Raw genomic sequence first — 22,992 nt, 5'->3', positions numbered from 1 at the left:
AGGTAAAGTGCATACCTAGTGCTACTCTGGCTGTTGTATCAGCATAGTATGGGCAGCGCTCTAAGAGGGTTTGGAGCAGCAATAAAATCCATAGCAGGATCTATTATGCTATACTACTTTATATTGATTTAGTTTAACTAATTGTAGGTAAAATTTAATTATTTATAATTACTTGAACAGGGTGTACTATGGCAAATGACCACATGCTTTCATTAACTACTTATTCTTTCAGTACCAGTCTTATCGTTTGTACTTCATCTGGGGTGAAGAGCTTCAGGTAGTAAATGCCCTGGTGGAGTTTACCGGCCTGCAGCTGCTCGGCCTTCAGCTCAAGCCGTACCACTTGCCCTTCCTGCCCCTGGCCTTGGGTCACAACGCCCAGCATCTTGCCACTGGCGCTGAAGAGCTCCAGGCGGTAGGCTCCCTCCACGGGCAGCGAGAACTCCACGTTGGCCCAGTCGCTAAAAGGGTTAGGGAACAACTTCAGGGGGACTGTTACAGTGATAACCTCCTCTTCGGCAGACTCATCACCGCAGATGCCCAGTTTGTCTTTTTTGTGGTTGCGCAGGTGGGCCCTCACAGCGGAGGGCGGCAGGCAGAGGGTCCGCCCGTTGTGGCACACGCGCACCTTGTCCCGCGTGCCGCAGCGGGCATCCACCACTTTGATGGTAACGCTAGCTGTGGCTGAGCAGGCGCCGCTGTAGGCGGTGACGGTAAAGGTGTAAGTGCCGGCGGCCGTGGGGGTGAAGACAGTTTCGGAAGTTGAGGTGCTGCTCAGGCCAGTAGCTGGGTGCCAGGTATAGCTCTCCCCACCGCTGGCCACCAATTGTACGCTCTGTGGTCCATAGCCCAGGTATAAAGTAGTCGGATCACCGCCGGTGTAGACAGCAGAGGTTGGAACGACCGTAAGGACTGGAGAGGGCGGCGTGCAGGTCGTTTGAGAATACTTAATAGTGGCATATTCAGAATCCATGTCCCTGTAAAAAACACTTTCATCGTCAAGGTAGCTTTGTCCGGTTACATGCACATTACCTGCAGCATCTAACCCGATGGCAGCTGCATTATCTATGTAGTTACCTGGTCCATTGTATGTCATAAGCCATTGCTGAATACCCTCCGGACTATACTTGATAGTGGCATAGTCTGTATTTTGCCATTCCTGTGTCATGGTTATAGAACCAGTGACGTACACATTTCCTTCAGCATCCAGCACAACGTCATTGCCACCGCCTCCCTGTGGCCCGCCTGGCCCGTCAAATGGTGCGGCCCAAAGCACGTCCCCCAGCGTACTGTACTTGATCGTGAGGAAGGCATTGTCAGGATCTTCTTCCCTGTTGCCGGTTTGACCGGTTACATAGACATTACCCTCGGCGTCCACAGCCAGCGCCCGCGCAAAATCATCTCTTGGAGCAGGCTGATAAACTGCCAGTTCACCGGAGTCGAAGAATCGATCCCACTGCAGCACGCCTGCTGAATTATACTTGAGAGTCGTGTAGTCATACATGGGCAGGTCATCAGAGTCGAGCTCGGACCAACTGTAACCCGTAATATATACATTGCCAGCAGCGTCAAGAGCCAGATCGCTTGTATAGACGTCTGAGTTGTTCTCAGGCCCACCATACCTGGCTATCCATACCTCATCCCCATTTGAATCATATTTGATGGTTGCAGCACTCCTACGGAATATATCAGTAAGATCGAGACTTGTGCCAGTCACGTACACATTGCCAGCTGCATCCAGGGCAAGACTGGTGGCTCTGTCAGAAAGATTTGAAGGCCCATTGTATCTTTTTATCCATTGCACTTCGCCGTCTGTATTATACTTGATGGTAGCATAGTCATAGTTCGCGCTGCCGCCGTAGCTTGGGCCACTTACATAAACAGTACCAGTCACATATACATTGCCTGCGTCATCAACCTCTAAAGCCGTAGCCTGGTCCCAACCGTTACCAGGGCCATTATAAAAGGCAAACCACTGTTCATCCCCATCTGCGTTGTATTTGATGGTCAAATAATCATACCTGGATCTGGGGTCACTATCAGCCGTTTTGCTATCGGCACTGTAGCCGGTCACATATACATTCCCGGCTGCATCCAGGGCAATATCCACGGCGTGGTCTGCTCCGTTCACTGATCCATTATACCTTGCCACCCATTGCTGCTCACCCGCTGAGTTGTACTTGATTGTGGCAATGTCCTTAAAGGCCTCGGTATCGTCGACAGGTTTACTCGAATAACTGAAGCCCGTCACATACACATTGCCATCAGCATCTACTACCATGGCTGTTGCCCCATCCAGGCTGAATCCCGGACCATTGTATGTGACGACCCATTCCTGGGTAACTTGAGAAAAACCTAATGCAGGAATGATAAGAAGAATACCCAGCACCAGTGCTCTTCCGAATAATAAAAGTTGTTCCATTAGCTTGGTAAATAAAACTGAGGTAACGAATTGTATCTTAAGACTTGACTTTCAAGTTGAGACTGCTACTGATCAGTAGAGCAAATGAAGTTGCACACCAAGTATAAAATCCTGAAATCAAATGCTATACAAGTGGATTTGGCTATTTCGTAAATTAGATAGCGTCCTGTCAGTTATTCTCCTGCCAATAGGGCCGGCACCGGATCTTTCTGAAACAAGGGTGTTAAGAATAAACTCAGGTGAATGGGAATGGTCTTTTATAATACGATTGATATTGAACTATATAAATAAAAAATAAGAAAATAAAACTCTAAAATGTGTAACAGGTGTATCCTGTGGAGTAAACAGGTCAAAATCACAAGGAAATGATTGCAAACGGATAAATCAGGATGCCAGAAGTTGACATCTTTAGAAATCAACCTGACTTGTTTTGAAGTATATGATAGCCGGCTTTATAGAGGAGGGTATGTAATGCAATCTGAATTGGTCTACATTAGTAGCCATATTTATAGCAAACCGGTTTTCAATTTCTATCTTGCGTATTTATTGATTGAACGCCACAATTTGTGAAACATGAAACAAACCACCAGCACCATCCTGATGATCGAGCCTACGGGCTTTGGGTATAACCCGGAGGCAGCCGCTACAAATGCTTTTCAGAAAGAACTGCAGGACTTTACGCCTGAGCAGGTGCAGGATATTGCACTGCTGGAGTTCAAAAATGCGGTGGCGGAATTGCGTCAACTTGGTGTGGAGGTGATCACAATGCGCGATCCTCAAAATGCAGGCACACCTGACTCTGTTTTTCCGAATAACTGGTTTTCTACTCACTCTGAGGGACAACTGGTCACCTACCCCATGGCGTCGGCCAGCAGACGAAACGAACGACGTGAGGAGGTTATAGAGCAGATCAAGCATGCCTGCCAGTGTGGAGAGCATGTGGCGCTGGAATTTTTTGAGGAGCAGGAAGCACCTGTATACCTGGAAGGTACAGGCAGCCTGGTATTGGACCGTGTGAACAAGATCGCTTACGCTGCGGTGTCACCACGTACGAGTTTAGAGGCGTTAGCGCATTTCTGTGACAAACTGGGCTATGAAGCGGTTACGTTCGAAGCCTACGGGCCAGCAGGCGAACTGATTTACCATACCAATGTAATGATGTGTGTGGGTGATACCTACGTGGTGGTAGCATTGGATGTGGTGAGTGAACAAGATCGTGAAAAGTTGCACACCAGCCTAAGGAGGACCGGAAAAGAGATCATCGAGATCAGCAAGGAGCAAACTTACCAGCACTTTGCGGGCAATATGCTGCAGGTCGAAAACCAGCAGGGCGAACGTATTCTGGTTATGTCGAAGGCCGCTTACGAAAGCCTGACGCCGCAGCAGTTGGAACGCATGCAGGCGCATAATGAGCACATCTTAAACCTGCCCATCCACATGATCGAGAAAGCAGGGGGAGGAAGCATCCGGTGCATGATCGCGGAGTTGTTTAAGAAGCGATAATTTTTCCGCTGAACCATACCCTATACCTGCCACCGTATACCTAGCTTTGCGGTTTCATTTATACCTGAGCCTGCATGAGCAGTATCATTCTTCTTTTTCTTTGCCTGATCGTGGGGGTGCTGCTCCGCCGGGTGCCAGCTTTCCCGAGCACGTCGCCGGTGGTACTCAACCAGTTTATTATTCACATTTCACTTCCGGCGTTGGCGCTTTACGCTATACCTGAGGTGGAACTGGATAGCACGGTACTGCTGCCTGTGGGTGTGGCCTGGATCTGCTTTGGGGCGGCCGCGGCCTTCTTTTATACCTTAGGCAAGATATATAGCTGGTCCAAAAAGCTGGTGGGTTGTCTGATTCTTACTGCCGGTTTGGGTAACACTTCCTTTGTCGGCTTCCCGATCATCGAGGCGCTGTACGGCAAGCAGGGTTTGCAGACGGCCATCCTCGTGGACCTGCCTGGTACCTTTGTGGTCGTTTCGACGCTAGGTATAGCTTTGGCCGCCTACTTCTCCAAGGGGCAGCCGGACTTTAAAGCCATTGGCCTGAAGATTCTCACATTCCCGCCTTTCCTCGTATTCGTGATCGCTTTCGCCATGAATGTAGTCAATCTGCATTTTTCGGATGACCTGAAAGATGTTTTCAACCGATTGGGTAGCACCGTGACGCCGCTGGCGCTGGTAAGTGTGGGCATGCAATTGCGGATTGAGCGGAGGAGCAAGCACTGGCGCTTTCTGGCTCTGGGCCTGGCTTTTCAATTGATACTTGCTCCTTTACTGATTTACGTACTCTATGCAGGGGTGCTCGGTATGCGCGGACCAGTAGTACAGGTGAGTATCCTGGAGGCAGGTATGGCACCTATGATCACGGCTTCTATCGTGGCCATTTCCTACGGCCTCAAGCCCCGGCTAGCCTCTATGATGGTGGGCTTCGGGATTCCGCTGTCTTTTATTACACTGGCCGTCTGGTATCTGCTGGTGCAGGGACTGTAGGGACAATCGGTTAGCTATTCCTGAAGTTTTCTCGTTATTTTACAAGTATAAACACACGGCCGGCAGGTATAGACCGCGGCCATCTTAGATTATGACACAACACACATCCGACGGCATCCGCTTAAACAAGTTCATCAGCGACGCAGGCATCTGTTCCCGTCGCGAAGCAGATAAACTGATAGAGCAGGGGAGGGTATTGGTCAATGGCAAGCCCCCCGAGGTCGGAGCCCGGATTAAAGGCAAAGACAAAATACAGGTAGACGGCAAAACACTGCAATGGAACCAGGTGGAACCCGTATACCTGGCACTGAACAAACCGGCAGGTATAGAAACCACCACCGATCTCTCACAGCGCGACAACATCATCCGCTTTGTCAATTATCCGGAGCGTATTTTCCCGATTGGCCGCCTCGACAAAGACTCAGAAGGCCTGATCTTCCTGACCAATGATGGGGACATCGTAAACAAGATCCTGCGGGCCGGTAACAAGCACGAGAAAGAGTATATCGTGACAGTGGATAAGCCGATCAACGAGGATTTTGTGCAGAAGATGAGCAATGGCGTGTCGATACTTGGGGTGAACACGAAGAAGTGTTTTGTCGAGCAGTTGGGGCTGAACAAGTTTCGTATCATCCTCACGCAAGGCATGAACCGCCAGATCCGTCGTATGACCGAGGCATTGGGTTATGAAGTGCAGACTCTGCAGCGCATTCGCATCATGAACATCACCCTGGCTAAGCTTCCGTTAGGCCAATGGCGAGAGCTCACTGAAACCGAGATTGAAATGCTACATAGCCTGGTAGCTGATTCCGTGATGACAGAGGAAGGCTCAGTAGGCAAGAAAAAGGCAGCTGCTAATCAATCGCAAACTTCGCAGCCAACTCGCAAGAAGTCAACGTCTGGAAGTAGACCACCCAGAAAAGAAGGTGGTGCAGGCAAGAAAAGCGGTTTCGGAGCAAGCGACTCCAAAGGCGGCAGAGGTCAGCGCGGCGCCTCCAAAGGGCCGGGGGCTAAGAAGTCAGGAGGGAAGAGCAACACAGGCTCCAGAGGGGCCAGCCGAAATGCGCCGGCAGCCAAGGGCGGCGGACGCAAAAGGCGCTAACCTAACTACCCATAAAAAAGCCGGTGCATCAGGTATAGGTATAAGACCTTCCTGTTGCACCGGCTTTTCACTGCTATGTTGTTTACTGATTATCTTCCTCTTCTTCTTCTGCGTCCTCTTCCGGATAGGCGTTCAGTTTGATCTTCTCGATCTGCAGGTAGGTTTTGAACTGATGAATCAACTTATCCATCTCCTTTTCTTTTTGCTGCAGGGCGTCTATCTCTTCGTCTGATGTTTGCAGCACCGGACGCAGGCGGCTCAAGCTATCCTTCATCTGGGCCACTGCATCTTCCGTGTGGTTGATCACGTCCTGGTTTTGCTCAGCAGCCATGGCAAGTTGCAGCTGACCGATGTACATTTCCAGAAACTCTACCATATCCCACGGGTTATTGGGGCGGTTCCAGGTAAAGCTCGTATTACAGCGGCGGCACTTGTAGGTATTGCATTTCCAGCCGTGCTCGTTGGTGGTGGCACCGGTGCGCTTCAGCATATCGGCTTTGTTGCACTTAGGGCACTGGGCATTGTCCTCGATGATGTTGAGCAGGCGCTCCCGCTTGTCCATGATGGCGGTGCGATTGGCAGCATGCGTGATTAGCTGCGTTTCCAGATTCTCGCAAGCGGTGGTCATTTGGGTATGCTCCGCGCTGAGTTCGCCCTCCTCCATCAGTCGTGCGGCACGTTTGCTAAAAAAGCGTATCAGTTTGATAAGTTCTCTCTCGTTGGGCTTCAGTGCGGGTTGTTTCATGTATCAGGTGTTTGTTCAAAGTTACAAAATCCGTGGCAAAGCACGAATTGTTCAGTAGTTTAACGCGCCTGCTTCGCTTCCCGGGTTCGCTTGTAGATGCGAATGGCCAGCATCAGCAATGCCGAAAACAGCAGCAGTCCCACAATGCCCCAGGCCATGCTTAGCGCACTTTTAAGCACTACCAAAAACACGATGGCGATCAGGAAGACCGTAGCCACCTCGTTCCAGATGCGCAGTTGGGTGGAGCTATACCTGATAATGCCGCTTTGTTGCTGTTTGAAAATGCTGTGACAAAGAAAATGGTACGCGTACAATCCTGCCACGAAAGCTAATTTCCAGACAAGCCAGCCCGGAAAAGGATCATAAAGACCAAGTGTGATAACGATGCTGGTGCCGAAGATTAGGGTCAGGATGGCAGATGGCCAGGTAATACCATACCAAAGTCGCTTTTGCATGATGCTGAACTGGTTCTGCAGGATGCTGCGTTCGGGCTCCGGTTTCTCCTGCGCCTCAGCATAATAGATGAACAGGCGCACGATGTAGAACAAGCCGGCAAACCAGGTAACCACAAATATAATGTGCAGGGCTTTGAGGTATAAAAAGGACATAGACCGTCAGGATGCTGTTTGGGCAAAGGTACATAAAAACAAAAGTCAGAATCAGTATTTTCAGGATTTAGGGATTAACAGGATTTTTGCTAAATCAGATCCAACCACCCCTGCCCCTCCTTATCGAAGGAGGGGAGCTGCTGCTATTTGACAGGTATAAGCTTCGTAGTTTTTGTTGTAAACCACAAAGACCACTGGCAGGTATAGCAAGACTAACTTGCACGCTCACAATGAAACAAATCACCTCAGCCAAGTGCACCTAAATGACGCTCCACTGTTTAAGCGTTCAGCGAGTGGGGGTAGGGGCCCTCGATTTGGAGCGTCTTGATTTTTTTGCTTACTGGGGGTAGGGGCCCTCTATTTTTTCATCAAGGAAAAAAGTGAGGCCCGGCTGGCCAAGCCAAGCTATAACTCTAGTCAGATAAGCTATACCTACAACCACTGCTACACCAGTTAAAAGCAAAAGTCCGGAGAACAAGCGCTCTCCGGACTTTGTCATTAGTCTGAATAATCAATCAAAAAAACAGACCTATTTAACTCACCTTAAACAGACTTACTAAAAACCGGCACCGTTATTTTCCCAGTCCAAAGACGCGCATCCAGGCACATGGCAATGTTGCGTACAAAGGGCTTACCGGCTGGCAGCACCTGTATGTCCTGGCTGCTATACTCTACCAGCCCATCGTCTGCGAGCGGTTGCAGGCGCATCAAGGCATCCACAAAGTAGGGTAGTTCCTCCGGCTCCCAGCTGGTGTAGTCGCGGCACATCAGGTTCTGGATGTGGGTACGCAGTAACATGTCCTCACCGGTTAGCTCGTGGCCTTTGAAGATCGGCAGATGCTCTGTCAGAACGGCCTCTTCATACCCTTCTACTTTTTTTATGTTCTGCATAAAGGCCGTGCCTGTGTCAGAGATGCTGGAGCAGCCCAAGCCGATCAGCAACTGGGTATGGCGCGGGGTATAGCCCATGAAATTGCGGTGCAATGTGCCGTTGGCCGCTGCAATGCACAGCTCATCTTCCGGCAGGGCGAAGTGGTCCATGCCAGTTTCGATGTAACCAGCCTCTTCCAGCATGGCTCTGCCCAGTTCATACAGACCACGCTTTACTTCCGGTGCAGGCAGGTCGGCCTCTGAGTAGCGACGCTGGCCTTTGCTCTTCCAGGGCACGTGAGCGTAGCTGTAAAAGGCAATGCGCTCCGGGCGCAGCTCTTTCACTTTCTCGATGGTATGGCGAACGCTGTTTTCAGTCTGGTGCGGCAGTCCGTAGATAATGTCGCCGTTGATAGAGGTATAGCCGATTTCACGGGCTATGTCAAATATTTCCTTTGTCTTCTCAAACGTCTGGATGCGGTTGATAATGAGTTGCACGTACGGATCAAAGTCCTGTATGCCCACACTCAGCCTGCGGAAGCCCAGATCATAGAGCACCTGCAGCTGCTCAGCGTTGGTGGCATTCGGGTGCACTTCGATGCTGAATGCCGCATTTGGCGTAGTTTCGGTTTTTTCAAGCAAACGCTCCAACAAGTTCTTCAGGTTAGCTGCACTAAAGAACGTAGGTGTGCCACCACCCAGGTGCAGCTCAGTGATGCGTGGTTTCTCGTCAAAAAGCGCCAGGTACTGTTCCCATTCTTTCAGGAGCGCCTCCAGATAAGGCGACTCTACCGCATGGTTTTTGGTGATGCGCTTATTACAGCCGCAATATGTACATAGTGCCTCGCAAAAGGGCAGGTGCAGGTATAGGCTGATGCCTTCTTTCTTGTTTGTGGCTCGGAAAGCCTGCTGCACATGGCTCTTCCAACGGGCTTCGGGCAGGGGTTTTTCGTCCCAGAACGGCACAGTGGGGTAGCTGGTATAGCGTGGCGAAGGTACATCGTACTTGGCCAGCAGTTCAACAGGAGTGGTGGGCGCGACAGCAGTTTTCATAAGCGATTATTCTAAATTGGTACACCGAAGCAATAGCTGCTTCATGATGGGTACAAAGGTCGGGTACACCCTTCACCTAAGAAATGACATTTGTCAGTCAAGCTGCTTTTTATGAACTTTAGGGCAGGGCTAAGGGGTGATATTTGTCATGAAAAGAAATTTTTGAGCGAAAATGTTAGGTGCTATACCTGTCACGAGCCTCCCCAAAGCCTGTTTGTGGCGTTAAGTTTCAGCGAATTCTCACTTGTCCTCAAGGCGATAGTTTCCGACAGAGCTTGATGCCTTCCCCAGTATTTGCTATACCTGTAAAACCAGAAAGACATGCTCGACCATATCAAAGAAACCACCCTCTTACTGGACGAAAAGAAATGCCGCCAGAACATCGTCCTAATGGCCGAGAAGGCTGCCCGCAACAACATCCGGCTTCGTCCGCATTTTAAAACGCACCAATCGGCGCAGGTGGGGGAGTGGTTCCGGGAGGCGGGAACAGAAGTCATTACCGTGTCTTCGCTCAAAATGGCCCGCTACTTTGCCACGCATGGCTGGAGCGACATTATGGTGGCTATACCTGTGAACATCCGGGATATGGCGTTGGTAAACGAACTGGCGTCCAAGATAAAGCTGCATTTGGTGGCCGTGAACATCGAAACTGTACAGGCATTATCAGATCAGTTGCAGCATCCGGTGAACCTCTGGCTTAAGATCGACACAGGCTATCGTCGTACAGGCATCCTGCCGCACAGTCACGAAGAACTGGATGCAATGGTGGCCTTGCTAGAGCAGCGCGATAAGCTACAGTTCACAGGCGTGTTGGCCCATGACGGCCATACCTACAAGCAAACCGATGCTGAGGCGATACGCACCATCCACCATACCACGGTCTTTCTTCTCAATCTGGTGCGCGACAGGTATAAGGTACGCTTCCCGGAGCTGCAGGTATCCATTGGGGACACGCCTTCCTGCAGCATCCTGCAGACTATCACTGGAGTAGACGAGATCAGACCGGGCAATTATGTGTTTTATGACCTGACGCAACAGCACATCGGCTCCTGCAGTTTTGGGCAGATAGCGGTGTGCATGGCCTGTCCGGTGATCGCCAAGCACCCGGAGCGCAACGAGATCATCGTACACGGCGGCAGCGTGCATTTTTCTAAAGACAGTTTGGTGGGAGCAGATGGCTCGCTGCTATTCGGGCGTGTGGTCGAACTGACGGAAAACGGCTGGTCGGAGCCGCTGGAAGGTATAGAAGTAGTGTCGCTGTCACAGGAGCACGGCACCATACGGGCCAGCAAGGAGCTTTTCGACAAGTATAAAATAGGCGACCTGATGGGGATTCTGCCAATCCATTCCTGCCTTACCGCTGATGTGATGGGAAGCTATACCACGCTCGATGGCAAGCGGCTGGAGCATCTGTCAGGTAGAAGCAGCCGGTACTTCAGCTAGGTATATCCTGTGGAGTACCGGCTTTTTTTATAGCTTGATCAGGGCTCCGTAAACCCCCTGCACCACTGCCGCCATTTTGTCGAAGTCGAGCGTGTCAATGGTATCGCTGGTCTGGTGGTAGTGGGGGTTGCGCAGAAAAGAGGAGTCGTTGATCATGATGGCGTTAATATCGTACTTCCAGTAATTGCGATGATCGGAGAGACCCACCAGCCCAAAGCCAGCCGGCAGGTTAACCGACTGCACATCGATGGAAGTATGCTGGCGCATCAGGTCACGCACCTGTTGGGTATAGGCTTCCTGCCCTGTCTTTCCGACCACAACTATAAAGTTGCCTTTGTCAGGATAGTGCTTCGCCAACTCTGGATCGGGAAACTTCTGCGAGTTTGGTTCCTCTGAAAAGTAGCCGATCATTTCATAGCAAATCATGGCCCGCACTTTTACTTGCTGCTCATACAGTTTTCGGGCATGCACGGCACTGCCCATGTCTTCGCTGGCAAAGAAGGGCGGTTCCTCCAGGCAATACGCTACCAGTTCAATGTCGTGTTTTAGATCAGGCTCGTGCTCGTGCAGGAGTCGGGCCGTTTCGAGCAGACCGGCTACTCCACTAGCATTGTCGTCGGCGCCGGGCTGGTCGCCGCACACATCATAGTGGGCGCCCACCACAATACGTTCAGCACTGCTTTGGCCTTTAAACATAGCTACCACATTTTTATAAGTCCTGTTGTCGACTTTAAAAGGCTGCTCCACCACCTCACAATCCAGCTGCTCAAATTCACCTTTAATGTACCTGACGGCCTCCTCCAGGGACTTCATGTTCTGGTAATTTCGGGCGGGTTGTATACCTGTCAGCTGCTCTACATCGCGGTAAAGTCTGTGCTTGCTGTTTGTCATGCCTTTCATTTTCTGTGAACTTCCTTTTACGGCTATACCAGAATCTGTTTAGTCAACAGCAGCAGGTATAGCGCTATTTTTAAAGCAATTACAAGGTATAGCCGCACGAGCAGGTAATCTTTTTTAAACATGGCTATACCTTCCATTTGTCTGAAAGGTATATCTTTGCTTTCCCCACAGGAAGCTATGAGTACAGTTAAAACCGCTAATCCGATCAATGCCATCCGGACGCCCAAGGCTACACCAGCCCCGAAGGCTCCCCGTGCTGCGCCTAAACGCAAGAAGCCCAAAAAGAAGCAGTCCAAGCTGCCTTTCTGGATCGGGCTGGGCGTGGTCGCGGCTATTGGTTTACTGGTGCTTTATGTAGAGTTCTTCACCGAAAAAAAACAGCCCATCTGGCCTGAGGGGCATAGTCCGCTTGGCAATACGATACTGGGTATAGACGTGTCCAAGTACCAGCGCAAGATCAACTGGGAGAAGGTGCGCGACAATGATGTATCCTTTGCCTTTATCAAAGCCACAGAAGGTGTGAAGCTAAAGGACAGTCACTATGAGCGCAATTGGGAAGGAACACAGCAGGTAGGGATCATCCGGGGAGCCTACCATTTTTACCGCCCCAATGTATCACCCGAAGAGCAGGCCCGCAATTTTATTCAGACCGTGGTGCTGCAGCCCGGCGACCTGCCGCCTGTACTGGATGTAGAAGTGCGCGGCAAGCAACCGCTCAACCATTTCCGGGGCGATATCAAAGAGTGGCTGGTGCACGTGGAGCGGGCCTATGGCACAAAGCCCATCATCTACACCGGCTACAGCTTTTACAAAGATTATCTGGAGGGCTTCTTTGATGAATACACGCTCTGGATCGCGCACTATAACGTGAAAGAACTCAAAATGCAGCGAACAGACCGGGCATTGCTTTCCTTCTGGCAGCATACCGACCGGGGTGTGATCGAAGGTATACGGGGACCTGTGGACTGCAATATCTTCTACGGCACCAAAAAAGATATTCTCAAACTATGCATCCAGCCTAAAGAAACGACAGATCCGAAAGACGCTCCAAAAACAGCAAAGGCGCAACGATAAGCTGCGCCTTTGCTGTTTTTATAGGATTTCTGTTCTGATCTACCAGTCGTTACTCCAGCGGTTTTGAGCAGTGTTGAACTCACGTGGGCGACGATCACGTTGGTCACGGTCTCTGTTACTTTGGCCACGTGACTGATCTCTTGACTGCATGAAGCCGCTTGAGCCGTAGTCGCCCTCTCCATATCGGCTGCGGGACTCACGGTTATACCCGCTGCCCATGTAGTTGCCCTGGTCATCGCCGTAGTTGGAGCTGTAGTAATCATCGCGCTCAAAATCGTAGCGACCCTGTCCGCCACTGCCTTCAAAGCGGCGTGATACTTCGCGACCATACAAGTCCTCACGGTCGGAACCAGACCTGTTGTGGCGGCTGTAGCTGCGGCCTTCTTCCCGGTAGCCCCGGTCACCCATTGAGCCACGGCCCTCGCCGCCATAGCTGCGCTGCGAGCCCATACCGCTATCAAACGGATGGTCAGAATCATGGCGGCCGCCTCTTATATCACCAAAGCCTTGGGCACCACCGTAGCTGCCCATGTTGCCATAGTTGCGGGAAGTGCTGTAAGTATCGCTGTCGGTGATGTTTCTTCTGGAATAGTTGCGCGATCCGCCCCGCTCATTGCCCTGGTTACCCCAGGTGTCCTGAAATGTTTCATTACCATAGCCACCATGCGCTGCAGAGCCATAGTCGTCGAAACGATAGCCACTGTCCTGCTCCGGATGGCGGTAGCGCTCCGAGCGATGGGTATGAAAACCTCCTTCGTGGCGGTCATGCTCTCTGTCTGATGAGTATCTGTTCATAGCTTTATAGTTTTAATGTTGCACATCAATTCACTATTCCTATAAACGGGAGCGACCGTCAACTGTTGGGCAATTTGTGCTTAGGCTTACTTCTCAGCCGGTAGCAAACTGGCAGGGAGGATAGTATTTAAGTTAGCCCTCGGCTGTGATGGTTTCTGTACCAGTGGCTTGTCCTGTTTCTGGGAAGTGTTGTAAGGTTTGTAGCCAAATAACAGGAAGCTGGTTGAAACAGCCACCGACAGCATGGTAATCACAATAGCTACGTAGCGTATACCGTCATAGAAGCTGTGGCGGGTACGCCAGATGGCCAGGCGCAACGGTTGTAGCACAGGCTGCAGCAGGTTGGCATGCAGGATGTTGTACCTTACCCATTGTATGAACTTCTCCTGGCCAATGACCACGACCGAACCCAGTATCGCCACATTGACGAGCGAGAACATGGCCATCATCTGCACATAAGGGTTGGTGTACAAGTGTCCGTAGAGGTACTGGCTGTAGGCGATGGCTCCCAGCATCAGCCCGACCATCAGCATATTAGGCAGGCTTAGAAGCCAGTTGTTTTTAGGTTTATCGTCTTTAGGTGTCGGGATGTAAGGCACCTTCACCCGGAAGATCGAATAGATCAGACCCAGCATAAAGATCCACCAGGTGCCGGTGCGCAGAATGCCGCCGAACATATGGAATCCTTTTTCATTTTTTTCGTGATACCAACGCTGCGCATACTGCCGGATGGCGATGGAGATCAGGAAGAAAGGCGTGAACATGATCAGGAACTCCCCGAGTGACACATACCATGGAAATTCGGCCATGATCAGAGCCAGGGAAGGGATCAGAAAATCGATCAGGTTGAAAACGCCAAAGAGGTAGTAGAGTGGAAGCGTGCCGTAATGAATGCGCTGCCGCCACGTGAAGTGCTTAAACAGTTTCGGGTAGGTGGTGAAGAGCAACTCGAATGTGCCACGGCTCCATTTTACCTGCTGCTTGTAGTAGGCTGCCAATGTGCCCGGTACCAGTCCGCGGTTCAGAATCTTGGGTACGTACACTGACTTCCAGCCTTTGGCATGCAGCTGCATGGCCGTGTGCATGTCCTCGGCCAGGCCAGCTGCGTGACCGCCAATGCTGTCGAGGGCGCTGCGGCGGAAAGTGCAGTTGGCGCCGATAGCCTGTGCTGTGCCGTGTTCGTTCATGCCCATCATCATAGGGCCATAGAAGTTATAAGTCTGCTCGGCGGCACCGTAGGCCACCAGGCTTTCCTTCTGGTTGTAGTAGGCCTGCACGCACTGCACATAACCAATCTCCGGGTCTTCAAAATAGGGCAGCACCTCGTCCAGAAATTCAGGCACTGGTACGTGGTCAGGATCCAGCACCAGGCAGATGTCACCGGTAGCTTGCTGTAGTGCGTTGTTGATGTTGCCCGCTTTGGCATTGACCTTTTTGGTGCGGGTAACATGGATCACACCCAGTCGCTCGCACTGTTCTCTCAGATAAGGATCATCGGCCTCATCGCACAAGTAAGTCGTATGTGGATAGCGAATACGCTGAATAGCCTCCAGCGTATTGATGATCATATCGTAAGGCTCGCCGGCACAGAAAGTGGTCAGCACATCGACCTTGAACTTGGTGCGCAGCTTCGGCTTGACGGGCACACTCACATCAAAGTAATGATACCACTCGTGCAAAGTGCGCAGTAGCTTAAAGCCGAGGGCAGTCGTCAATAAAATATAGAGTGGCAGGTAACCAATATGGTCAGAGTCGAGGAACCAGTAAAGGAATAACACCATCGTAATCAACCCCATCACGATCATGACCCGAATGGTCATAACATCCTTCGGCTTTGGAACAACGCCTTGAATGGAAGTATGCTGTACTTTAGAGTTACTGGCAGGAATGTTATACATCAGCGAACGGGAACGTGTATTTTTTTAGGATGGCTTAATTTTCATGCACAAGCTATTTTGCATGTTTTGTGATTATCTGGTACAATAACATCTGGGGTTTATACTCGTATTAGCCTCAAAAGTTCCATTGCTTTACCCTGTATTTAATCGCTTACGCCTTACCATCTTAACTTTATGCTAACCAGCTTTATGGTTTATCTTATTCGCAATAGTACAATTCTTGTGTTTTGCTTGTTCGTTTTCAATTCTTGTGCTTTTAGAACATCTGAAGATCAACAATATAACAAACTAGGACGCACTGTAGAAGTAGTGAAGGAAGGGGAAAAGTATACCTTATACCGGAATGGCGAACCCTACTTTATAAAGGGAGCCGCAGGCTACGAGCATTTTGAAAAAGTAGCAGCTTACGGTGGCAACTCTATCCGGGTGTGGCACACGGATGATGCGCAGCGCATCCTGGACGAAGCACATGAACAAGGGCTGACCGTGATGCTGGGGCTTTGGATGGAACGAGAGCGGGAAGGCTTCAACTACTATGACAAAGATGACGTGGCGGCTCAGAAGGAGCGGTTGCGAGCAGAAGTCCTTAAATACAAAGACCATCCGGCCTTGCTGATGTGGGTAGTAGGCAATGAGCTTTATGCAGAAGGCTCTAACGTGAAGGTATGGGATGCCGTGAATGGCGTGGCGGAAATGATTCATGAAATTGATCCTAACCACCCGACAACGACCACTGTGATGAACGTACCCAAGCAGGTTGTCAACCTCATTAAGCGTCGCTGCCCAGCCATTGATATCTTATCCATCAACTCCTTCGGAGCCCTGCACGACTTGCCGGCTGAACTTCGCGAAACGGACTGGAATGGTCCTTATGTTATAGCTGAGTTTGGTGGACGAGGCTACTGGGAAACTTACACCACCTGGTGGTACGCGCCAATCGAGCAAACCAGTTCTGAGAAAGCTACTTTTGTTCGCGAGAGGTACAAGAAAACTGTACTGGCTGACCTGGACCATTGCCTGGGTGCCTATGCCTTTATTTGGGGCTACAAGTACGAAACAACGCCTACCTGGTTTAGCATGATGACGGAGACAGGCGAGGAGACGGAGATGGTTCAGGTGATGCGCGAGATCTGGACCGGAAAACGTGACTTCAATCGGGCACCGCACATTGCGTACATGTCACTCAAAGACATTTTTGCCACTGACCAGGTATACCTGCAACCTGGGGAATTATCCTCAGTTGCCGTGTTCGTTACTGACCCGGAAGGAGACAGTCTAGAGGTAAGGTGGGAACTGTTGCCGGAGACGGTGAGTGAGGATGGTAATGCAATAAAAGAGCAAAAGCCAGCCCTTATACCTGAAGCGATCACACAAATGGAGGGTACAAAGGCCACCCTGAAGGCGCCTCAGCAAGATGGGCCTTACAGGCTATACGCTTATGTGTATGACGGGCAGGGAAACGTGGCCACCGCTAATTTTCCTTTTTATGTGAAGGCCGGCAACACCTTCAGTTCTGCATTGGATTTTTACTAAAGTCATCTCTTGTTTGTGCAATTTGAATGTTCAGATTTAAGCTCCAATACAAGGCATTATGTTAGCGCATTGTTTATTTAGTGAGCGCTACAACTAATTTGATGCTTTCACAGTAAACCACTTACCTCAGTTTTATATTTAGGAGTAGTACAATTTAGACTGTTTCTGATAGAGGCAGTCTTCAGGCCTTGCTGTCTCCTACTGAAAATTATATTGATGATAGAGCTTGAATTTGACACATGGGCAAGCAACTGAATAATACAAACATAAAGACAGCCATCGCTGCGGGTACAAGAACCAATGGGAAGGCTAAAACGGGTAAAAAAACAACAGAAAAGGTAAGTGCAGAGGCTTTTTACAGAGAAGCTCTCAGCCTGCTGATGAAAAGTGAAGCCAAGTTTCTGGTAGGGGGCGGTCTTGCCCTTGATATGTATACTGGCATCAACAGAGCTACGAAAGACCTGGACGTATTCTGTAAAGCGGGAGAGTGCCCGCGCATACTCAAGACCTTTGCAGATGATGGCTACACCACCGAAATGACCGATGCCCGCTGGCTGGCCAAAGCCAAAAAGGGAGAGCACCTGATGGACCTGATCTTCAACAATCCTGGTAGTCTGTGCCCCGTGGATGACCGCTGGTTCGAATTTGCCACAGAAGGGGAATTGTACGGGGTGAAGGTAAAATTTATGCCGCCGGAGGAGCTGATCTGGTGCAAGCTGTATGTGCAGAACCGGGAACGCTACGATGGCTCCGACATCAACCACCTTATTCTGCGCTGCGGCGAAAAACTGGACTGGAATCGGCTGTGGAGCTATACCGAACAGCACTGGCAACTATTGCTGGCTCAGTTCATGAGCTTTCAATTCGTATACCCCTCGGAGCGCGACATCATACCTCGTTGGCTGATGGACGAGCTGCTGTTGAGGGCTAAAGAGCAGTACGAAGTAGAAACACCCAAAGAAAAGATTTGCCGGGGTCCGTTTATCGACCAAACTCAGTACGGACATGATATCACGAAGTGGGATTACAAAGTCGTGACCATCCGGACGATATAAGCGCCATACCTGAAGGCAGGTATAATTTCATAAAAAATGGCCACAGCACTGTGCTGTGGCCATTTTTTATGCGTTTGGTTTTAATTCTTCTCGTTTTGCTCTTGTACCTGTTCTGAGGTAAGGCCAAAAATTGGAGGCGTTGGTACTCCCAGGATGCCCAGATAGGTATAAATGTGCGCCCGGTGATGGATTTCATGTTCCACCAGCGCCCGCAGCCATTTCCAGCAAGTAATGTGACCGCCGCCTGGTGTCTGTATTTTCTGTTGCAGGTCCTCGTCGGACAAACGGCTGAAAATAGCCAGACTTTCCCCGTGCTTCTCCCTGAAAAAAGCAAGCACCTGCTCCGGACCATCGGCCAGTTCTTGGCCACAGCCCTTGTAAGAAGCAGGTTGACCTAGCACGGCCTCGGCATACAGATAACGCTCAATTGCCGCGATGTGCCGGATCTGGTCAGCAAAGGTAAATTTCCCTGGGCGATAAGTCCAATCGTACTGATCGGCAGGTATACAAGCGATGACACGTTCAGTGCGCTGCCTGATCTTGCCATAGTAATCCAGAAAGGAGGTTATGTTGTGAATCTCCATGGGCTTTTTAAGGGCATACGAAGTATAGGTTAAAACAAGTTGCTGCGGCGCTCTAGCAGTATGGTGTTGCGCCACTCCCCGTGAAGTTGGGCTATGCGGTCGCGATAGCCGATCTGCCGGAAGCCGTGCCGCTCCTGCATGCGCAGGCTGGTGGTGTTGTCAGCGAAAGTAGACGACTGCAGCGTCCAGATGCCGTTGGCTTCGCTTTCTTCGATCATGGCGCGCATAAGTTGGTCAGCTATACCTTTACCACGGTGGCGGGCAGCGATGTAGATGCTGAACTCAGCCACTCCCCGGTAACAGGCTCTGGAGGAGACGGGCAGCAGTGCTACCCAACCCAGTACTTCACTATCTTCTATCGCTACCACGCGGGTATGCGGCAGGTGGTTGCAGTCCCATTCCTCCCAGGAGGGCACTTCAGTATTAAAGGTCGCGAGACCAGTCTCAAGTCCTTCCCCGTAGATGCGAAGCACATCATCCGCATGCTCCTTCTGCATTGTTACAAGTTGTATCATTGCTTATTTCCAGATAAGAATCAAGGTGCCACACAAGATCACGCCCATGCCCAGCAGTAGTCGCGGCGTTAGCGGTTCGTTCAGCAGAAAGTAGGAGAGGCCCACCGTCACCAGTATACCTGCCCGGTCAATCGTAGCCACTACCGATACATCGGCTGTTTTGATGGCTTTGAAATAGAGTATCCAATAAATCGCCGTGCAAACTCCCGCCAGGATGAACCAGGTGAGTGTTTTGTTGTCGATCAGCCGGGCCGTTTTAAGACCGCCGGCATAGAGTGCGTGCCCCAGCACCATCATAAACAATACCCCTGTGCGTATTACCAGCGCTAAATGTTCATTAGCGTTGTTATTCATGCCCATCTTCGCAAACACCATTGCCACGCCCCCTGTGAGCATGGCAATGAGTGCGTATCCTAACCAAGATTCCATTATCCCTCAAATTTCAGGCTGCAATAGTACGACAGGTTTTGTTCTTTCCCTCTACCCCTGACCGGAATTTTTGTGCGGCTGTGTTGCTTATTTTTTCGTGAGTTGATTGGCTGCTCTGGCCTGTACTATTTCCGCCTTCATGGCTTCCAGGTCAGTGCGGAATTTACGGTTCTTCATCAGCTCTTCCACAAACTGGCGGGCAAACTCCTTACCGGCTTCTGAGTCGCTTGGGTAGTGCACACCACGGGTCTCTCTGGAGAAGGCCATGTCGCTGGCAACACCCATGAAGTGGTCTTTATACTCCGGGAAGATGTGGCTCAGGATGTAGGCATGCACGTGCGAAGTGGAAGAGTGGCCGCTAGGGTAAGAGGCGTGGCCCGGTGCTTCCAGATTCTCCAGTCGGGCATCCAATTGGTAAGGGCGTGGGCGGCTAAAGCCGGCTTTGAGCGAGAAGATGTAGTAAGTAGCATCCTGAATGACATTTTGCAAAACCTGTGCTGTTAGGGGTAAGTGTTGCGCATTGAACCAGGGACCCAGGTCGCGGCCAATATAGAACAGGCTGTTGATGTTGCGGATATAGTCGGCATCGGCCGGGTTGGTAGTCAATGGATCGAAGTATACGTTGGCCATGGTCTCCGTGCGGTTGATGGCCTCAGCATTGCGGGCTTTTTGCAAGTGCAATAGGAAATCGAGTTCAGCGCGGGTTTCGGCCGAACTGTTGGCAGGGAAAGGCTTCAGCTTGAACTTGCTTACCGGCACATCAACGTATACGGTGCGCAGCTTCAGGTAGGCGCCACGCTTGAAGTCAGCCTCAGGAAAAACAATGTCGTCCAAAGAGTGAATAGCTACATCTGATTTATTTTCCTTAGTAGCTTTGCTATGGTTGTTGTTCAAGACCATAGCTGTTTGGGCTGTGGCAGCGAAGTTGACAAACAAACTAGTAAGTAAAAGGAAGGCAAGGGCAAGCAGGGGAGAAGAGGAGTTAGCTCTTTTTGCTTCTGCCGCTTCGCAGCAATTGGCTGTATTTACCTGCTGCGTAGCATTTTGTTTCTGATCGCCTTCCTGGGCTTTCTGGTTTTGGATGGACTGTGGTGTTGCGAATTGATAGATCGGTTCCATATGATGAATTGTTGTTTATGTTTTAGTTTCAAATTCATCAGGATGACGGGGAGGGAATCGAAAAGACGCAAGGGTTTGAAATTTTTTTATTAGAGGAGTTGCTTGTCAGTTGCCCTCGCAGTGGCAGATCGTTCTACTTTACTTTTGTCATCCTGTAAGGTTCTTGCTGGCAAGTTTATAAGACTAAACCTTCTAGGGTAGGAGAGCCTAAAGATTCTGGCGCATTCCCATAATCTTAGTACCTTAGCGCCCACCAATAGGTATGCCTGCACGCAGGTATACACGAGCATCGCAATCAAAAATAAAATCCATACATGAGCACTGAAGTAAGAGCACTCGAACCGAAAGCCCTCTGGAATAATTTCGCTGACCTGAATGCCGTTCCGCGTCCTTCCAAAAAAGAAGAGCGTGTGATCGCCTTTATGATGGAATTTGGTCAGAAACTTGGCCTTGAAACCATACAGGACGAGATCGGCAATGTCATCATCAAGAAACCCGCCACCGCAGGTATGGAAGACCGCAAAACGGTACTGATCCAGAGCCATGTGGACATGGTGCACCAAAAGAACGCCGACACCGATTTTGACTTCGACACGCAGGGCATCGACATGTATGTAGACGGTGACTGGGTAAAAGCCCGTGGTACGACGCTGGGCGCTGACAACGGTTTAGGAGTGGCTACGATCATGGCACTACTTGCCTCTTCTGATATCGAGCACCCAGCCATCGAAGCGCTGTTTACGGTAGACGAAGAAACAGGTATGACCGGTGCACTTGGCCTGAAAGGCGGTATGCTGGAAGCCGATATCATGCTCAACCTTGACACCGAAGATGATACCGAACTGACCATCGGTTGTGCCGGCGGAGTGGACATCAATGCCAGCGGCACTTATCAGTCTGAAGGTATAAGCGGCGATATGAAAGGCTATAAAGTAAGCATCAAAGGCCTGACAGGCGGTCATTCTGGTATGGACATCTACCTCGGTCGCGGCAACGCCAATAAACTGATGAACCGTCTGCTGCACCAGGCTACTGAAAAAGTTGGCCTGCGCATTGGCGCGATCGATGGCGGCGGACTACGCAATGCGATCCCTCGTGAGTCAGTAGCCGTGGTGGCTATACCTGCAGGTGAGGCGACGGCTTTTGAAAAATTTGTGGAGGAGCTGACGGCTATCCTCAAAAACGAACATGCTACGACCGATCCGAATCTGGCCGTAACAGTGGAGCAGACAGAAGCCCCGACACAGGTATTGCCAGCCGACTATCAGAGCAAGCTGCTGCGTGCGCTCTATGCCTGCCATAACGGGGTATACCGCATGAGTCCGGATATTCAGCACCTCGTGCAGACTTCCAATAACGTGGCTCGTGTGTTGGTGCAGGACGGAAAACTGACCGTGCAGTGCCTCACCCGTAGCTCTGTGGATAGTGAGAAAATGGATCTGGCTGCAGCTATTCAAAGTGCGCTCGAACTGGGTGGCGCAACAGTATCGCTGAGCGGTATGTATCCGGGTTGGATGCCTCGTCCGGGTGCGGGCATTGTGCAGCTGATGAGCGACCTCTACAAAGAGAAGTATAACGGAGAAGCCCACGTGAACGCCTGCCATGCCGGTCTGGAATGCGGTATCATCGGTGCGAACTATCCGGAGATGGAGATGATCTCTTTTGGTCCTAACATCCGCGGTGCTCACTCTCCAGATGAAAAAGTGCAGGTCAGCTCGGTGCAGAAGTACTGGGATTTCCTGCTGGATACACTGAAGCGTATACCTGCTAAAGCGTAGTCCCATTCTTAAATAAAACAGAAGAGCCGCTCCTGCAAATGCAAAGAGCGGCTCTTCTGTTTTATACATTTTCTACTTACTCACCCGCATCACCCAGTCCATCTCGCGATCCACGGCTTGCAGGGCGATCCTTGACTCCACGATCAGCAGTAAGCTAGCGTAGAACAGCAGGCCGGCCCCGATCAAACTCAGCAGGGTAATCGCCCAGGCATAGGGTAGGTTAAGTACGTCGAACAGGGCGATGGCGATGCTGGTGGCCACAAAGACACCGAGGGTGAGGTATAGACTCGTCATGGCACGTTGCAGCAGGCGGCAGCGGCGGGTTGCCCGCATCAGGAGCTCCAGTAGAAAGCCTTTTTCAGCAAGGTCAGCCTGGGAGAGGGTTTCTTTAGCAGTTAGTGTGCTGTATTGGTCGGCTAGTTTGCGAACTCTTTCCATGCTGCGGCTCAAGCGTTGAGAAGTAGTGAGTATCAAAGAGCCGCTTGCCATGATCAGGATAGCCGGAGTGATCATGGCCGACAAGATGGTAAGTGCTGCGGAGAGGTTGTCCATCGTTGTGCTATACCTTGCTTAGGTGGCC

Annotated in this window: 19 protein-coding genes and 1 pseudogene; 8 read left to right on the top strand and 12 right to left on the bottom strand. The window is 50.7% G+C overall.

The window, feature by feature from the left end; genetic code table 11:
* Nucleotides 1-220: 220 nt before the first annotated feature.
* Nucleotides 221-2,422, bottom strand: a complete 2,202-nt coding sequence (locus tag AC5FX6_RS07525) for an SBBP repeat-containing protein (protein WP_493596412.1) — start codon at nt 2,420-2,422, stop codon at nt 221-223.
* Nucleotides 2,423-2,995: 573 nt separating this feature from the next.
* Between AC5FX6_RS07525 and ctlX the strand changes: the two genes are divergently transcribed.
* From ctlX to rluF, 3 genes are all read left to right on the top strand, one after another.
* Complete coding sequence (gene ctlX / locus AC5FX6_RS07520) at nt 2,996-3,925, top strand: citrulline utilization hydrolase CtlX (RefSeq protein ID WP_493596411.1); 930 nt, start codon at nt 2,996-2,998, stop codon at nt 3,923-3,925.
* A gap of 74 nt (nt 3,926-3,999) precedes the next feature.
* On the top strand, nt 4,000-4,911 hold the full coding sequence (locus tag AC5FX6_RS07515) for an AEC family transporter (protein WP_493596410.1): 912 nt from the start codon (nt 4,000-4,002) through the stop codon (nt 4,909-4,911).
* Between the two features lie 91 nt (nt 4,912-5,002).
* Nucleotides 5,003-6,013: a 23S rRNA pseudouridine(2604) synthase RluF gene (rluF, locus tag AC5FX6_RS07510; RefSeq protein WP_493596409.1), complete on the top strand. Its 1,011-nt coding sequence runs from the start codon at nt 5,003-5,005 to the stop codon at nt 6,011-6,013.
* Between the two features lie 82 nt (nt 6,014-6,095).
* Here rluF and AC5FX6_RS07505 read toward each other — a convergent pair whose 3' ends face one another.
* The 3 genes from AC5FX6_RS07505 to hemN all read right to left on the bottom strand — a co-directional run bounded on the left by AC5FX6_RS07505 (nt 6,096) and on the right by hemN (nt 9,289).
* Nucleotides 6,096-6,758 carry a hypothetical protein gene (locus AC5FX6_RS07505; RefSeq protein WP_493596408.1) on the bottom strand — a complete coding sequence of 221 codons (663 nt, stop codon included), beginning with the start codon at nt 6,756-6,758 and terminating at the stop codon, nt 6,096-6,098.
* A gap of 59 nt (nt 6,759-6,817) precedes the next feature.
* On the bottom strand, nt 6,818-7,366 hold the full coding sequence (locus AC5FX6_RS07500) for a CopD family protein (RefSeq protein ID WP_493596407.1): 549 nt from the start codon (nt 7,364-7,366) through the stop codon (nt 6,818-6,820).
* 543 nt (nt 7,367-7,909) lie between these two features.
* Nucleotides 7,910-9,289 (bottom strand): oxygen-independent coproporphyrinogen III oxidase, encoded by a 1,380-nt coding sequence (hemN, locus tag AC5FX6_RS07495; RefSeq protein WP_493596406.1) that lies wholly within the window; start codon nt 9,287-9,289, stop codon nt 7,910-7,912.
* A 321-nt stretch (nt 9,290-9,610) separates the two neighbouring features.
* Between hemN and AC5FX6_RS07490 the strand changes: the two genes are divergently transcribed.
* Nucleotides 9,611-10,732 (top strand): alanine racemase, encoded by a 1,122-nt coding sequence (locus AC5FX6_RS07490; RefSeq protein ID WP_493596405.1) that lies wholly within the window; start codon nt 9,611-9,613, stop codon nt 10,730-10,732.
* A 27-nt stretch (nt 10,733-10,759) separates the two neighbouring features.
* Here the strand turns inward: AC5FX6_RS07490 and AC5FX6_RS07485 are convergent, their stop codons facing one another.
* Nucleotides 10,760-11,632 carry a M28 family peptidase gene (locus AC5FX6_RS07485; protein ID WP_493596404.1) on the bottom strand — a complete coding sequence of 291 codons (873 nt, stop codon included), beginning with the start codon at nt 11,630-11,632 and terminating at the stop codon, nt 10,760-10,762.
* A gap of 177 nt (nt 11,633-11,809) precedes the next feature.
* Between AC5FX6_RS07485 and AC5FX6_RS07480 the strand changes: the two genes are divergently transcribed.
* The gene (locus AC5FX6_RS07480; protein ID WP_493596403.1) at nt 11,810-12,706 is read left to right on the top strand and encodes a glycoside hydrolase family 25 protein; all 897 of its coding nucleotides are present in this window, start codon (nt 11,810-11,812) and stop codon (nt 12,704-12,706) included.
* Between the two features lie 39 nt (nt 12,707-12,745).
* On the opposite strand, the gene AC5FX6_RS07475 is transcribed toward AC5FX6_RS07480, so the two are convergent.
* Together AC5FX6_RS07475 and AC5FX6_RS07470 are read right to left on the bottom strand one after the other, a co-directional pair.
* Nucleotides 12,746-13,501 carry a hypothetical protein gene (locus AC5FX6_RS07475; protein WP_493596402.1) on the bottom strand — a complete coding sequence of 252 codons (756 nt, stop codon included), beginning with the start codon at nt 13,499-13,501 and terminating at the stop codon, nt 12,746-12,748.
* Nucleotides 13,502-13,587: 86 nt separating this feature from the next.
* The gene (locus AC5FX6_RS07470; protein ID WP_493596401.1) at nt 13,588-15,399 is read right to left on the bottom strand and encodes a glycosyltransferase family 2 protein; all 1,812 of its coding nucleotides are present in this window, start codon (nt 15,397-15,399) and stop codon (nt 13,588-13,590) included.
* 189 nt (nt 15,400-15,588) lie between these two features.
* Between AC5FX6_RS07470 and AC5FX6_RS07465 the strand changes: the two genes are divergently transcribed.
* Together AC5FX6_RS07465 and AC5FX6_RS07460 are read left to right on the top strand one after the other, a co-directional pair.
* Nucleotides 15,589-16,932, top strand: coding sequence for a glycoside hydrolase family 2 TIM barrel-domain containing protein (locus tag AC5FX6_RS07465; RefSeq protein WP_493596400.1), 1,344 nt, complete (start codon nt 15,589-15,591; stop codon nt 16,930-16,932).
* 239 nt (nt 16,933-17,171) lie between these two features.
* A pseudogene (locus AC5FX6_RS07460) lies at nt 17,172-17,618 on the top strand (nucleotidyltransferase domain-containing protein); the annotation flags it as partial.
* Nucleotides 17,619-18,067: 449 nt separating this feature from the next.
* On the opposite strand, the gene AC5FX6_RS07455 reads toward AC5FX6_RS07460, so the two are convergent.
* The 4 genes from AC5FX6_RS07455 to AC5FX6_RS07440 form a co-directional block, all read right to left on the bottom strand.
* Complete coding sequence (locus tag AC5FX6_RS07455) at nt 18,068-18,571, bottom strand: DinB family protein (RefSeq protein ID WP_493596399.1); 504 nt, start codon at nt 18,569-18,571, stop codon at nt 18,068-18,070.
* A gap of 29 nt (nt 18,572-18,600) precedes the next feature.
* Nucleotides 18,601-19,086, bottom strand: coding sequence for a GNAT family N-acetyltransferase (locus AC5FX6_RS07450; protein WP_493596398.1), 486 nt, complete (start codon nt 19,084-19,086; stop codon nt 18,601-18,603).
* Nucleotides 19,087-19,089: 3 nt separating this feature from the next.
* Nucleotides 19,090-19,515 (bottom strand): EamA family transporter, encoded by a 426-nt coding sequence (locus AC5FX6_RS07445; RefSeq protein ID WP_493596397.1) that lies wholly within the window; start codon nt 19,513-19,515, stop codon nt 19,090-19,092.
* 87 nt (nt 19,516-19,602) lie between these two features.
* Entirely contained in the window at nt 19,603-20,634 is a 1,032-nt protein-coding gene (locus AC5FX6_RS07440) for a phosphatase PAP2 family protein (RefSeq protein ID WP_493596396.1), read from the bottom strand.
* Between the two features lie 314 nt (nt 20,635-20,948).
* Between AC5FX6_RS07440 and AC5FX6_RS07435 the strand changes: the two genes are divergently transcribed.
* Nucleotides 20,949-22,412, top strand: a complete 1,464-nt coding sequence (locus tag AC5FX6_RS07435; RefSeq protein ID WP_493596395.1) for an aminoacyl-histidine dipeptidase — start codon at nt 20,949-20,951, stop codon at nt 22,410-22,412.
* Nucleotides 22,413-22,484: 72 nt separating this feature from the next.
* Here the strand turns inward: AC5FX6_RS07435 and AC5FX6_RS07430 are convergent, their stop codons facing one another.
* Nucleotides 22,485-22,964: a DUF2721 domain-containing protein gene (locus AC5FX6_RS07430; RefSeq protein WP_493596394.1), complete on the bottom strand. Its 480-nt coding sequence runs from the start codon at nt 22,962-22,964 to the stop codon at nt 22,485-22,487.
* Nucleotides 22,965-22,992 lie beyond the last annotated feature (28 nt).

The organism is Pontibacter sp. LHS2 (assembly GCF_058932845.1).
Note: the sequence above shows the minus strand (reverse complement) of the source record. Positions and strands in the feature narration are given on the sequence as shown.